This is a genomic window from Candidatus Binatota bacterium (genome assembly GCA_012960245.1).
Lineage (GTDB): Bacteria > Desulfobacterota > Binatia > UBA1149 > UBA1149 > UBA1149.
On record DUBO01000023.1, the window covers coordinates 1 to 13,695 of the forward strand.

At 64.3% G+C, this 13,695-nt stretch carries 13 protein-coding genes; 4 read left to right on the plus strand and 9 right to left on the minus strand.

Annotated elements, in window-relative coordinates; translation table 11 throughout:
- Positions 1–993, minus strand: a 993-nt coding sequence (locus tag EYQ35_03380; GenBank protein ID HIF63181.1) for a hypothetical protein, incomplete at its 3' end; no start/stop codon positions are given.
- A gap of 229 nt (positions 994–1,222) precedes the next feature.
- Positions 1,223–2,740, minus strand: a complete 1,518-nt coding sequence (locus tag EYQ35_03385) for a hypothetical protein (GenBank protein ID HIF63182.1) — start codon at positions 2,738–2,740, stop codon at positions 1,223–1,225.
- Between the two features lie 35 nt (positions 2,741–2,775).
- Between EYQ35_03385 and EYQ35_03390 the strand changes: the two genes are divergently transcribed.
- A complete protein-coding gene (locus EYQ35_03390; protein ID HIF63183.1) occupies positions 2,776–3,519 on the plus strand; it encodes a hypothetical protein in 744 nt (247 codons plus the stop codon).
- Here EYQ35_03390 and larB read toward each other — a convergent pair.
- The 5 genes from larB to EYQ35_03415 form a co-directional block, all read right to left on the minus strand.
- A complete protein-coding gene (gene larB, locus EYQ35_03395) occupies positions 3,486–4,286 on the minus strand; it encodes a nickel pincer cofactor biosynthesis protein LarB (GenBank protein ID HIF63184.1) in 801 nt (266 codons plus the stop codon). The genes EYQ35_03390 and larB overlap by 34 nt on opposite strands.
- Entirely contained in the window at positions 4,283–5,353 is a 1,071-nt protein-coding gene (gene thiL, locus EYQ35_03400; protein ID HIF63185.1) for a thiamine-phosphate kinase, read from the minus strand. Before thiL ends, larB begins: the two co-directional genes overlap by 4 nt.
- Positions 5,322–6,461, minus strand: a complete 1,140-nt coding sequence (gene dnaJ, locus EYQ35_03405; protein ID HIF63186.1) for a molecular chaperone DnaJ — start codon at positions 6,459–6,461, stop codon at positions 5,322–5,324. The genes thiL and dnaJ overlap by 32 nt, the downstream gene beginning before the upstream one ends.
- 151 nt (positions 6,462–6,612) lie before the next feature.
- The gene (dnaK, locus tag EYQ35_03410) at positions 6,613–8,556 is read right to left on the minus strand and encodes a molecular chaperone DnaK (GenBank protein ID HIF63187.1); all 1,944 of its coding nucleotides are present in this window, start codon (positions 8,554–8,556) and stop codon (positions 6,613–6,615) included.
- 113 nt (positions 8,557–8,669) lie between these two features.
- On the minus strand, positions 8,670–9,353 hold the full coding sequence (locus tag EYQ35_03415) for a nucleotide exchange factor GrpE (GenBank protein ID HIF63188.1): 684 nt from the start codon (positions 9,351–9,353) through the stop codon (positions 8,670–8,672).
- Between the two features lie 89 nt (positions 9,354–9,442).
- Here EYQ35_03415 and recO point away from each other — a divergent pair, with 89 nt between their 5' ends.
- From recO to EYQ35_03430, 3 genes are all read left to right on the plus strand, one after another.
- Positions 9,443–10,288, plus strand: a complete 846-nt coding sequence (gene recO, locus EYQ35_03420; GenBank protein ID HIF63189.1) for a DNA repair protein RecO — start codon at positions 9,443–9,445, stop codon at positions 10,286–10,288.
- Between the two features lie 158 nt (positions 10,289–10,446).
- The gene (locus EYQ35_03425; GenBank protein HIF63190.1) at positions 10,447–11,367 is read left to right on the plus strand and encodes a hypothetical protein; all 921 of its coding nucleotides are present in this window, start codon (positions 10,447–10,449) and stop codon (positions 11,365–11,367) included.
- Positions 11,337–11,837: a nuclear transport factor 2 family protein gene (locus tag EYQ35_03430; protein ID HIF63191.1), complete on the plus strand. Its 501-nt coding sequence runs from the start codon at positions 11,337–11,339 to the stop codon at positions 11,835–11,837. The genes EYQ35_03425 and EYQ35_03430 overlap by 31 nt, the downstream gene beginning before the upstream one ends.
- Positions 11,838–11,901: 64 nt before the next feature.
- On the opposite strand, the gene EYQ35_03435 is transcribed toward EYQ35_03430, so the two are convergent.
- Together EYQ35_03435 and EYQ35_03440 are read right to left on the minus strand one after the other, a co-directional pair.
- Positions 11,902–12,318: a hypothetical protein gene (locus EYQ35_03435; protein HIF63192.1), complete on the minus strand. Its 417-nt coding sequence runs from the start codon at positions 12,316–12,318 to the stop codon at positions 11,902–11,904.
- 72 nt (positions 12,319–12,390) lie between these two features.
- A complete protein-coding gene (locus EYQ35_03440) occupies positions 12,391–13,593 on the minus strand; it encodes a cytochrome P450 (protein ID HIF63193.1) in 1,203 nt (400 codons plus the stop codon).
- Between the last annotated feature and the right edge of the window lie 102 nt (positions 13,594–13,695).

The following is a 13,695-nucleotide window of genomic DNA, read 5'->3' on the forward strand; positions in this document are numbered from 1 at the left end:
GAGCGACGGGTCGATGCGGGCCACGAACGCGTCGTGCGCCAGGGGAACGGTCGAGCTTGCCGCGCAGTCTGCGCAAGCCGGCACCGGAATAAAGTCAGCCGAGATGGTTTTACCCGCCACGTAGAGATCGCCGGTCGGGCCGACCGCCACGTCGTAGGCTTCGTCACCCAAATCGCCGCCGAGAAAGCTCGAGTACTCCAGCACCGGGTCTATGATCAACTCGCGATCATGATCCCAGGCCGCCAACTTGAAGCCCACGCCGCCGTCACCGTTGAGCACAAAGGCGCTGTCGACGAGCTGCCTGCTACCGACCTCGTCGTGTTGCCAGGCGATCGGCCGCCGCAGCAACATCCGGCCGCCCCCCAACTCGACCCAGAGATCGCCGTTCTCGGACAACAGTAAGCCCGGTTGATCGCCAGCGAGGCCGCTGAGCCTGAAAGACAACTGGCCCGGGTCAACGCCCGGAGCAAGTATGAAGTCGTATTCGAGCCTGCCCTCGTTTGCGTAGTAGAGCATGTCGACTCCGGGGCGAAGGTCAGGATACCGAACCCGCTCATAGCGCTGCACCGAGCTGATCCAGCGATCGGGGTCGTCCCCCTTGAACCAAGCCGCGGTGCCCTGCAGCGGGAGTTCACCGGTGGGCTTGACCTCTAGCGCACCGTCGAGAGTGAGCATGACGGCCTGTCCGCTTATGCCGTCGCCGTTGGCAAGCACCAGCATTGCTCCGGCCTGGTCGAGGAACAAGCCGTGGTCGCGGCCGCGCGACAGGAAACCATCGCGGCCCGGCACCTGTCCGCTGTTAACCTCAAAAGCCATGGCAAGCACCGACGCGCGTGATTCGCCATGAGAAAGATCAGCAGAAGCCCGCCCCGAAGAAGCAGGAGCGGCCACTGGCCAGAAAGCGGTCGCGACCGTGAAAACCAGCACCGAAAAAATGAACGGCAGCCCCACCGCTGTTCTTTCGCCCTGGTCGTGTCTGATCCGTATCAACATTGAGCCTGCCCCAGCAGGAACGAGCCCTGTTCCGACCAGCGGAGAGGTGCTCGCGAATAGTAATAAAGCAATGTATGTGCCAGCTCGGAACTACTTTAAGCTATTGATAAAAGGGGCGTTGGCCAGTAAACAAGCGCTTTTAGCTGGGCTATATGCCCAGACTGGGGCAATCCCCCCCCCCCTGGCAAAACGCGGGCGTGTGGAACCCTATGCGCGGTGCGGCATGTGACTAGAGCGAACCTTTACCCACCTGTCCCGCCACCGCGCGGTCCTCGAGGTGGTGTTGCACGAGCATCGCCCGTTGCGGGTAGTCGGGGTGGCGATCGAGGAAGGCGTGGGCACGGCCACCGGCCGCCTCCTCAAGAAGCTGCATCACGCGGGCGAAGGCGCTGCCCCGGTAGCCGGCGGCCTCGGCCAGGTCTACGCCCAGCAGATCGGCGCGACGTTCAACCTCCCGGTCGAAGGCGAGGCCTGCCTCGCCGGCCATCCGCCGACGCCCCGTATTCCGCCGTGTAGTATTCCCTCGTGAATTAATCCCTCGTGAATTAACCCCTCGTGTCATTGCCCTGACGTGTTCCAGGCCGGGAAAGCGGCCGGCCACCGGTGCATGGCCCAGCAGCAGGTGCGCAAGTTCGTGGCCGAGCACTACCGCCAGTTGATCTTCGTCTTCGAGCAGGTCGAGCAGCGAGGACGACACGACCACGCCCCGCTGCGACGGCCCAGCGTTGGGCGAAGCGTACTCGATCATGAAAAAGTTCACGTCACGCGGCCAGGCTTCGGCCTCCACGTAGATGCTACGGCTGCCCTCCCCACGCTCAACCATGAAGGTGGCGCGATCGAGGCTCGAGATGTCGAAGCCCGGCAGCTCGGTGAGCCGACGGCCGTTTATGCCCACCAGGAGATCGCCCGCGGCCAGCACACCCATCGCCGGGCCATCCGGGTCGACCCAGGCCACAACCAGTCCGGGCGTCGTCGACTCTACCCCTAGTGCCTCGCGACTGGCCGGGGTCGCAGGCACAAAGAAAAACCCCCACCCCTTACCCGGCAATGATTCGGTCAACGATTCGTCGTCGTGAGAAGGCAACACCAGGGCCAAGCGGCGCGACACCCTCTGTAACGGGATCGCTCTGCGAATGAGCTGCTTGATGTGACTCACCCCGTCAGCCGTCGGCGACAACGAGCCCGACGACGCCTGCTCGAGGGCGGCCAGTTCAAGTCCCGCGAGCTCGCGGGACCTCAGCCAGAAAGACGGGCAGGTGGACATATTTCGGCCGCAAGCCACACGCCGTGCGAACTCAGTCCTCGGGCCCAGGGTGTAGAGAACCCCCGGCGAGATGTAAGCCAGGTGCAAATACTCACCGTCAACAGAAACAGCCAGGGGAAGGCCGCGGTCGGCCAGCAACGTAGACATCCGCGGCCAGCGCTCAATCGCACCCTGCAGCAATCGCGAACCGTCGCTGCTCAGGGCCACCGGGCTGCCGCCGCTGCGGGGAAAGTCCGAAGCAGTTACCAGGTAGTAACGCGCGGCCTGCGAATCCATGGTCGCGGCGCCCGAGACACGACTGGATGACAGGCTGCCGGCCGCCGGCAGGTGCCCCCCGGTGGTGCAGCCACTCGCCGCCAGCGCCCACGCGAGCAACAACGCCACGCCGACGGCCTGTTGCCGTCCGCACGCCTGTTCGCCAAGCGTGCGCCCACCCGTCCACCACACCACCAGCCCATTGTTTACCCATCCTGACGACACCACAAGACAAAGCTGTGCCCCCTGTGCTAGAAGGGGGCATGCCACGATACCTGATAGCTGCCGCCGTGACCGCCACGGCCCTGGTACTGGCCACCACCGCGCCCACGCCGGCCAGCCTCGCCGATCTCTACACGTTTCTCGAAAGGGCCGAACGCATGGCCGTGCCCACCCACATCCTACGCGCCGAGCTCGACATAATAACCGGCGACGGCGACCCGGTGAAGGCCGTGCTGTTTGTGAGCCCGGGCGACGAGCCGCGCATGGTCATCGACATCCCGGCGGCAGACTGGAGAGCGCTGCTACCCTTTGCCTGGGGCAAGGGATTGGTGGCCCGCGGCGAACGACGACCGGTGTCGATGTCAGTGGACGAAGTGATCCCGGGTACCGATCTCAGGCCGATGGAATTTTTTGCGTTCTGGAAAACGGACTACAGCAGCACTTTTGTTTCGGATGAAAGCACGAACGAAAAAACCGTATCGCTCTACCCGCCCGAGACCGTGCCCTACGAATTGTTTGTCATCGGCTTTGACAAGGCGCGCATGGTGCCGCTGACGTCGAAGTACTACACCGGCACTATGAGCAACCTGTCCAGGCTCCGCCTGGACAGCAAACACGTGATGGTCGGCTCGCGGCCGCGCCCCACCCACATCGAGATCCGCGACTACGGCGAGAACCGAACCACCACCGTCGAGCTGGCCTGGAGCGTACTCGCCGAGCTACCCGACGGCATAACCACCGACACGGGTTTTCACCTGGCGGTGCTCTCACTGGACGGCAGCTGACCCCGGTCACCCGTCGTCGCTCGCAGGATAGCGGCCGCCGCCGTGGCCGCGCCAAAGCCATTGTCGATGTTGACCACCGTGACGCCCGCCGAACAGGAGTTGAGCATACCGAGCAAGGCGGCGAGCCCGCCAAAGCTGGCGCCGTAGCCGACGCTGGTGGGAACGGCTATCAATGGCAGGTCGATGAGCCCACCCACCACGCTGGGCAACGCGCCTTCCATGCCGGCTACCACCAGGGCCACCGTGGCACTGCCCACGCGCTCGCGGCTTTCGAGCAGCCGGTGCAGCCCAGCTACCCCCACGTCGGCAAAGCGTAGCACTTCGGCTCCCAGGAACTCCAGCGTCTGCGCTGCTTCTTCGGCCACCGCCATGTCGCTGGTGCCCGCGCTGAGTACCGCCACGCTGCCGGGCAGCCGCGGCTGCTCTACGCCCTCGGCCATGCAACGGCCCAGGCGGGCGGTCGCATCGTATTGAAAACCGGGTAAACCCGTCGCCAGCTCGGCCGCCTTGCCCTGGTCAAGACGGGTGACCAGGAGGTGCTGGCCAGCCTCCAGCAGCGAACGGCCGATCTCGTTAATCTGTGCCGCGGTCTTGCCTTCGCCGTACACCGTTTCTGACACGCCGTTGCGCATGGGTCGGTGCAGGTCCACTCGTGCAAAGCCGAGGTCATCGAACGGGAGCGCGCGTAGTTCCTGCAGCGCCTGCTCGGCGCTCTTGTTGCCGGCGGCCACCTCTTCTAGCAGAGCCTTCGTGCGAGCTGGTGTCACAGCCTGGCCCCACGGCTGGCAGAAAAATGCTGGTAGCCACCTTCGAGGGCCTGCCCCCGAGCGTCAACCACGCTCCCGGCTTTCAGAGATGAGTCCATGCTTCCCACGCGGCTTATCGCTACCCCGTGGCGCCTGCCAAGCGAAGCAATGCTGTTGCGCGAGCGCCGATCGGAACGCGCCGTGAACAGCAGGAGATAGTCTTCACCGCCACCCAGTGCGTAATCAAGCACCTCGTTGACCAGCCCACCCCGGCCGCGCGCGGCCGCCATCAATGCCCGCGACAAGGGCAGGCGGTCGGTATCGAGCAGCGCGCCGAGGCCCGAAGCCGATGCAACGCGAGAAAGATCGAGCACCAGTCCGTCGGACAGGTCTATGGCTGCGCCCACCCCGGCATTGCGCGACAGTGCGCGTCCCAGTTGCAGATAGCAGGGAGGCCGGCGCCAGGCCTGCACGAGCTTGCCGCTCCTGCCTCCCGCCGCCAGAAGTTCGAGCCCCGCCGCCGCGTCGCCGGGATTGCCCACTAAGTGTATGTCGTCGCCGTCGCGGGCCGCCGCGCGGGTGAGTGAATGGCCGGCCTCGCCAACAGCTGTCACCGTCAGGGCCAGGCGAGGAGCAGCGGCCACGTTGCCGCCCACCAGGACAACGTCGTTCTCTCGGCAGGCGGCGACAAAGCCGCGCAGCAATGCGCGCGCACGCCTCATCGACATAGAAGCGGGGGCCTCCAACGACAGCAGCGCCCACCTCGCGCGGGCACCCATCGCCGACAGGTCGGAGAACGCTACCAGGAAAGCCTTGCGCCCGAGCGCCTCGGCCGATAACCAGTCCAGCTCGAAGTGGGTGCCCTGCACCTGGGCATCGGTGCTGAGAACGGCGGGAGAGCCGAGATCGACCACCGCCGCGTCGTCGCCTATGCCAACGTGCAGGCCACGCGGACCTTTGCCGCCGGAACCCCGACCAGCGTGGGCACTCGCGACGATGCTCGCCACGGCGTCTATGAAGGCAGATTCCCCTGCGGCTGCGAGATCACGCACCGGTTCAGTCGTAGAGTTCGCGGACCTTGTCGGCAAAGCCTGACACCAACGAGTCGCCCTTCTTCTTCTGCAACTCGTCGAAACTCCGAAGCAGTTCTTTCTGCTTGCGGGTCACGCCGGTGGGAGTTTCGACCTGCAGGCGCACGATCTGGTCGCCGCGCGAGCCGCGTCGCCTCAGGTCGGGAGCGCCTCGATTCTTGAGCCTGAACAGTGTGCCCGACTGGCTGCCGGCAGGAATGCTCATCTTGACCACACCATCGACGGTGGGCACGTCAAGCTTGGCCCCGAGCGCCGCGTCGATCATCGACACCGGCAGATCACAGATGATGGCCGTCCCGTCGCGCTCAAACAGCGGGTGTTGCCTGACCATAAGCACAACGTAGAGGTCGCCCGTGGGTCCGCCCGAGGGACCCGCCTCGCCTTCGCCCCTGAGCTTGAGCCGCGAGCCGTCCGACACGCCGGCGGGTACCTTCACCGAGATGGTGCGCTCGGACACGCTGGTACCACGCCCGCGACAGGCCGGGCAGGGCGCGCGCACGATACGCCCCTCTCCATTGCACTGGCCGCAGGCCTTGGAAATCTGGAACAAGCCCTGTCGGTAGTTGACCTGGCCGGCGCCGTGGCAAGCGGGGCAGGTTTCGGGCTCGGTGCCGGCCTTGGCGCCGCTACCCGTGCAGTCCTCGCAACTCACGGTGCGGGGTATGGTTATTTCTTTTTCGCAACCCTTCACCGCCTCTTCAAAAGCGATCCCCATGTCGTACCGGAGGTCGTCACCGCGCATGACACGGCCTCGACGACGACGACCACCGCCACCGCCACCGAAAAAGTCGCCGAAGAGATCGCCCAGCGCATCCTCGAAAACGTCGGACGAAAAGCCAGCGGCAAAACCGCCCATGCCCCCGCCCATGCCCCCGCCGTCGAAAGCAGCGTGGCCGAAGTTATCGTACTGCGAGCGTTTTTCAGAGTCGGAAAGAATCTCGTAAGCCTGGCTGGCTTCCTTGAACTTTTCGGTTGCCGAGTCCTTGTTGTCACTGTTGCGATCGGGATGGTACTTGAGCGCCAGGTCGCGGTAGGCCTTCTTTATGACGCCCTCGTCAGCCCCGCGCTCGACACCCAGGATTTCGTAGTAATCACGCTTGGCCACTTCTTGTTTATCTCGCCCCCGTCAAGCTCCACGCCCGCCGCCGGTCACCTGCCGTTAGACGGCAAAAAGCCTCCACCTGCAACAGCGGGTGGAGGCAATCGCCGGGGCGCCCGCGGTGCAGACGGCCGGCCTCGGCTTCGAATCGGCCGGCTCAGGTCGAAGGCTTAACCTCCTCAAAATCTGCATCAACAACATCGTCATCGCCACTGTCACTACTGTCTCCGCCATCGCCATCGCCGGGCTGCTCGCCCGCACCCTCGGCCTGGGCGGCCTCGGCTTCCTCGCGGGCCTTGGCATACATGGCCTCGGCCAGCTTATGCGACGACTTCTCCAGCTCCTGCGACGCTGCCTTGAGTACGTCCACATCTTCGGATTCCAGCGCAGGCCTGGCCGTTTCGATGGCCGCCTTGATGGATTCCTTGTCAGCGTCTTCGAGACCTTCGCCGGCCTCCTCGAGGCTCTTGTCGGTTCGATAGATCATCGAGTCGAGTTCGTTGCGCGCGTCGACCAGGGCCCGGCGGCTCTCGTCCTCGACGGCGTGCTCCTCGGCGTCCTTGACCATCCTCTCGATCTCTTCGGGCGTCAGGCCACTGTCAGAAACAATCCGGATGGACTGCTCCTTACCGGTGCCCTTATCCTTGGCCGACACGTGCATGATACCGTCAGCATCGAGATCAAAGGTGACCTCCACCTGCGGCATTCCGCGCGGCGCGGCTGCTATGCCGGTGAGGTCAAACTGGCCCAGCACCTTGTTGTGCTCGGCTATCTCGCGCTCGCCCTGGAACACCTTGATCGAAACCGCGGGCTGGTTGTCCTCGGCGGTGGAAAACACCTGGGCCTTGTTGGTCGGGATGGTGGTGTTCTTCTCGATGAGCTTGGTGAACACGCCACCCAGCGTCTCGATGCCGAGCGACAGCGGGGTGACGTCGAGCAGCAGCACGTCCTTGACGTCGCCGGCCAGCACGCCGCCCTGTATGGCTGCCCCGAGGGCTACGACCTCGTCGGGGTTGACGCCCTTGTGCGGCTCCTTGCCGAAGATACGCTGCACGTGATCCTGCACTGCCGGCATGCGCGACATGCCACCGACCAGCACCACGTCGTCGATCTCGCCGGCCGAGAGGCCCGCGTCCTTGAGTGCAGTGCGGCAGGGAACGTCGAGCCTGTCGAGCAGGCTCGCGCAAAGCGCCTCGAGCTTGGAACGGGTGAGCTTGAGGTTCAGGTGCTTTGGGCCCGCCTGGTCGGCGGTGATGAACGGAAGGTTGATGTCGGTCTCGGCCGAGGTCGAGAGCTCGCACTTGGCCTTCTCGGCGGCTTCCTTGAGCCGCTGCAACGCCATCTTGTCCTTGGAGAGATCCACGCCCTGGTCCTTCTTGAACTCCTTCACGAGGTAGTCCATGACGACCTGGTCAAAGTCTTCACCACCCAGCAGGGTGTCACCGTTAGTGGACTTGACCTCGAACACCGAGCCGCCCAGTTCAAGTATGGAGATGTCGAAGGTGCCACCACCGAGATCAAACACTGCGATCTTGCGGTCACCCTGGTCACCCTTGTCCAGCCCGTAGGCAAGAGCAGCGGCGGTGGGCTCGTTGATGATGCGCTGCACGTTGAGGCCGGCGACGGCGCCGGCGTCCTTGGTGGCCTGGCGCTGCGAATCGTTGAAGTAAGCCGGCACGGTTATGACCGCGTCGGTAACGGTCTCGCCGAGGTAGTCTTCGGCCGTGCTCTTCATCTTGGCCAGTATCATCGAAGAGACTTCGGCGGGGCTGGTCTTATTGCCACCCAGGTTCACCCAGGCGTCGCCGTTGTCGTGGCCCACTACCTCGTAGGGAAGCAGCTTGGCCGATGACTGGACCTCCTTGTCCTTGAATCGACGGCCGATGAGCCTCTTGATGGCGTAGATGGTGTTGTCGGGGTTGGTGACGGCCTGGCGCCTGGCGATCTGCCCGACCAGCCTCTCGCCGTTATCGTTTACGGCCACCACCGATGGCGTTGTGCGACCACCCTCACTGTTGGCAATCACGTTGGGGCTTCCGCCCTCCAGCACGGCCACACAAGAGTTGGTCGTTCCAAGGTCTATTCCGATTATTTTTCCCATTAGCCCTGTTTTTCCTTGTAGTTTTTTAAGCTGGCAGCCGCGATGGCCACCCTGCTCCGTAGTATGAAGTAATCACCAAGCCCGGCGGCGCAAGGCCACGGGACAGGTGTTTTTCAGCTTTCGTCGCCTTTTTTACCCTTTTCGGGTTCACTATTGCTGTCGGCAGCCGGGGCACGGGCCACGATCACACGGGCGGGCCTGAGAAGCCGGTCCTTGAAGCGATAACCGGCCCTCACGACCCGGTGGACGCTGTCGGGACGAGGATTTTCCTCGCTCTCGCCCGTGGCCTCAATTATCGAAATCGCTTCGTGCTGGGCCGGATCAAACGCTTCCCCCTCGGCCTCCATGCGCTCAACCCCGTGACGTTCGAGCACTGAACCAAGACCCTTGAGCACCAGGCTGACCCCCTGCACGAGGTTCTCAGCGCCGGCGCCGGCGTGTTCGACTGCCATTTCGAGCTGGTCGACCACCTCGAGCAGGTCGCGGGCCAGCGGTTCAACGGCGTAGCGCGCGCGATCACCGCGCTCACGATCCTGTCGGCGGGCCATGTTTTCCTGCTCGGCCAGCGCCCGCAGGTGCAGATCACGTTGGCGGGCGAGCTCTTCGAGGGCCTGCTCGAGCTGCTCTTCCAGGCTGAGTTCTTCGGCAGGCTCGGCCGCCTGGGCCGCGACTACCGTGCTATCTTCGAGGGCGCTGCCTTCAACCGCGCCATCTTCCGCCTGTGAATCCTGCACCTTCGACTCTTCCCCTTCCTCGACCACCACCCGGGTTTTTTTCGTTTTTTTCCTGGCACTCATATCGTTGCTGGCCGCTTCAGCTGGTCGCTCCGGCTGATCGGAGTACCCCGGGCGGGCATAAATCCCTCGGTAATTAGGCACCCGCCGGGCTGTTGTCAAGGCTTGCGGTCGGCACCGGGCGCGTTGCCGTGCTAGAAAGGTCGGCGGTGGAAGACATTACTACCGATGCTTTCGTACTGCGCACGGTGGCCTACGGCGAATCGGATCGCGTGGTCATCATGCTCAGCGACCAGTACGGCAAGCTGGCGGGCATGGCCAAGGGTGCGCGCCGATCAAAGCGCCGCTTTGCCGGCGGTGCGCTCGAGCCCTTCCAGCGCCTGCGGGTCAGGTTCGGGCGGCGCGCCCACTCCTCGATGGTGTTCCTGCACGACGCGCGCGTGGAGCTGAGCTACAACGTGGTAGGCGACGACGACCTCGCCGGCTTTGCCTGGGCCAGCTACCTGAGCGAGCTGACCGACTTGATGACCCCCGAACGCGACCCCTGCCCCGAACTGTTTGACCTCTACGAGCAAGCCGTCGCTGCCGTAGCCCGCGGCGAAGAGGCGGCCAGGGTCGGGCATCACTTCATGCTCGTGCTGTTGGACCAGGGCGGGTGGAAGCCTGATTTTTCGATGTGTGGAATCTGTGCCGAGGGCATAGTCGAAGCCTCGCGGCCGGTGCTCGACCCGCGCGGCAGCGGCGTGGTGTGTTCGCGGCACGAAGCCGAACGCCTGGGCCTGGGGCCCGACGATCCGTCGTTCAAACCCAGTCGTCGCGTGATCGAAACACGCCTGCTCGACTACGTCGGTCACGCCTCCCGGGGGGTGCCCGACAGCAGCGTCACTACCGACCCCGAGCTGGTGGCCACGGCCACGGCCATGCTCGACCGCCTGGTGGAGCTGCACTTGCCACGCCAGCCCCGCTCGCGTGCACTGCGCGACTCGCTGATGGGCTGAAGCGGCCGCCAGGAAAAGTATCGCCGGCAATATGATTAATCGCGGCATCATAAATCGCGGCACGATGGATCGCGGCACCATAGAGCGCGCCCACGGAAACACCGGCTAGACCCGCGCGGGTTTCCATGCACGGCGGACACGGTGCAACATAACGAAGCATGTCGCACTCAAAAGAACCGGACCAGCACAGCGCGGAGAGCGAGCCGATACCAGTACCGGTGGCTACCTACCGCCGCCGCATGCCGGTGTCGCTCGACCGCATGCTCGAAAACGCGCTCGACTGGGAACATCTGCCCTGGCTGCACTCGTCGAGTTTTGCTTCTATTGAACTCGTTGACGAGGACGAGTGGCACTGGCGTGCCGATGCCGAGCTCGCGGGAGCCGACGGCGTACTACAACTCGAGTTGCGGCTGCACGACGACCGACTTGGCTGGACCACGAGCACACTGGCGGGCAGCGGGACGGGCAGCAGTATCTTCACCCGTGTGCTCGTGCACGGCGAGCACGAATTAGAAGTCGTCGTGGATTTCTTCGTGCCGGGCATCGAGGCCGAGGCCGACCGCAAAGCCGCGGGCGAGTTTTATCTCGAGGTGTACCAGCAGCTCTACGACGAAGACGAGTCCATGATGGTCGAGCGGCAGCGCCGCCTCGACAGCGGAGGCAACGGAAACGCGACCGCGAGAAACAGCCGCGCGGCGACGACTGCTGAGCAAATCAACCCTGGGCCCATCGACCTGGGCCCGGCCGAGCAGCTGGCCGAGCGATTGCCCATGGTGATAGCCACCGACGCGGGACGCTTCCGCGTATTGGAGCACGACGGCCACCTGCTGGCCCACTCGGTGCTGTGCCCCCACCTGCTCGGCCCGCTAGACCAGTGCAAGCTCATCAGCCCTGGCGATGGTAACGGTGGCAGTGCCCCCGAGATCGTCTGCCCCTGGCACGGCTATCGTTTCGATGCGTCCAGCGGACGGTCCACCGACGCGCGGCGCTACCGGCTGGCGAGTGCGCCCGCTGTTGAAACCGGCAACGACGGCCGGGCCAGGCTGGCCTGGCCCGCAAACCAAGGAAAAACGCTGTGAACACGACCGAGGCCAACAACACAGAACTGGCGGGCGCCTTCTGGCAGGCGCTTTACTCGCGCGACTGGCAAAAGGTGGCCGGGTTTTTTGACGACGCCAGTCACTACGAAGACGTGCCCGCGCCCGACCGCGGCGCCGATGGTGCGCGCGCCATCACCGGCCGACTGCGTATCGGCCTGGAATCGATCGATGGCTACCGGCACGAGTGCGAGCGCATCGTGGCCCAGGGCGACGTGGTGGTCACCGAACACACCGAGCACTGGAGTTGGTCAAGCGGCGAGCAGGTATCGCTCCCCTTCGTGTCGGTGCAGGTCATCGCTGAAGGCCGGATTCGACTCTGGCGCGACTACTGGAACCTGCCCACGCTGCTCGACGGTGCGCCGGGCTGGTGGCTGGAGCACATAATGCAGTTCGACGTCGAAGACTTCGAGCGGCTGGCTGATGGCGTACCGCCGCCGGCCAACAAGTAGCGCTGGCCAACAGGAGCGCGGCGACAGATTTCTGCGCGGGCCTCCTCGGCCCAGCCACGGGTGCTCAGGTCAACGGAGGACTGTCGCCATCGAATCCGCGTGCGTACCAGGCCAGCAGGCCCAACTTGAACAGCGTTACGGCCAGTAACCAGCCCACCGATGCCGCCTCGTCGTGCAGCCACAGTGCGCGAACAAACATCGCGAACACCGCCGACCCCACAAGCGACTGAACCGTCATGGCCAGGCCACTGGCCTGTTCGAGCCAGCGGTGCGAGACGAGCACCATTTTTTCCAGCCGGGGCGAAGTCTGTTCGGGGATCTCAAAAAGGAAGGGGCCGCCCATAAGTGCGCCCGTCGCCATCAGTATGCCCAGGGGCGAGTGACGCCAGATGGTACCTGCCAGCACCAGCACGAAGGCCACGCGGAAGGCCAGGCAGAAAGGGTTGCGGTGCCGCTCGATAATCCATCGAGCGTATTTCATGAAGCTACCCATAACTTAAGGATACGCCCCTAACGACCACGGGCAAGCCCCCGAGTCTGGGGGCGACACTTTTCAGGAGGGAGTGTAGGTTATGCGCATCTCCTTGACGCCGTTGATGAAGTTGGAGCGCAGGCGGCGCGGGGGAGCAGCCAGTTCGATGTCCGGCATACGCGTGAGCACCTCGGTAAAAATGGCCTTGAGCTGCGCGCGGGCCAGAGACGCACCCAGGCAGTAGTGCTGGCCGATGCCGAAGCTAAGATGCTCGCTCGCGTTGTTGCGGTTGATGTCAAAACGGTGCGGGTCGTCAAACACCGCCTCGTCTCGGTTGGCTGAACCGTACCAAAGCGTAACCTTCTGGCCTTTTTTAATCTCGACGCCGCCCACCTCGGTGTCCTCCATGGCTGTGCGACGAAAGTGATGCACACCCGGGTCGTAGCGTAGCAGTTCTTCGACGGCGACAGGTATGAGCGAGGGGTCATCCACGAGCTGCTGCCGCTGTTCCGGATGCTCTATCAGGCGCAGCAGGCCGTTGCTCGTCACGGTACGCGTGGTCTCGTTGCCCGCCACAATCATCATCATCACGAAGGTGCCGAACACCATGTCATCCACCGGCTTACCGTCGAGCTCGGCGTTGACCACCATGGTGGCAAGATCATCGGCCGGGTGCTCAAGCTTGAGCTTGCGCAACTTAACCGCGTACTCGAAGGTTTCGATGAACGCCTCGTCAGGGCTGCTGCCCTTGGCCATCTCGGGATCATCGGACGAGATGAGGCGGTTGGCGAGGTCGTATGCGTAGCGGCGCTCGCTCTCGGGAATGCCGAACAGCTCGCAGATCATCCTCATTGGAGTGATAGCCGCAACGTCCTCCACGAAATCGCACTCGCCCCTCGACGCCACTTCGTCGACGATCTCGCGCGCCACCCCGGCGATGTAGTCGGCCAGCTTGTCGATACGCTTGGGCACGAAACCCTTGTTGATCGTATTGCGGTACTCGGTGTGCCGCGGCGGGTCCATGTTGAGCATCACGCCCGCGAGGGTGTGCGCCAGTTCAGGCTCGGGATCCCAGATCAGCATGTGAGGGGTGTTGCTGAACACCGCCGGCGTGCGCGACACGTAGCGCACATCGTCGTAGCGCGTGAGCACCCAGAACCCCGCGCCGCCCGGCTCATCGTGCCAGAACACCGGCGCCTCGCGCCTGAGCAGATCGTAGACCTCGTGCGGCTGGCCGTCTAAAAAATTGTCCGGGTCGAGCAGGTCAATATCCGAAAGCTGCATACGGTACTCCTCGACCGGTCGCCGGCTGGACACACCGCCCCGCCTCTACCGGACCCCAGGGGCGGGCAGGGCTACAGGCCTGCGGACAGCAGCGCTCGGTCC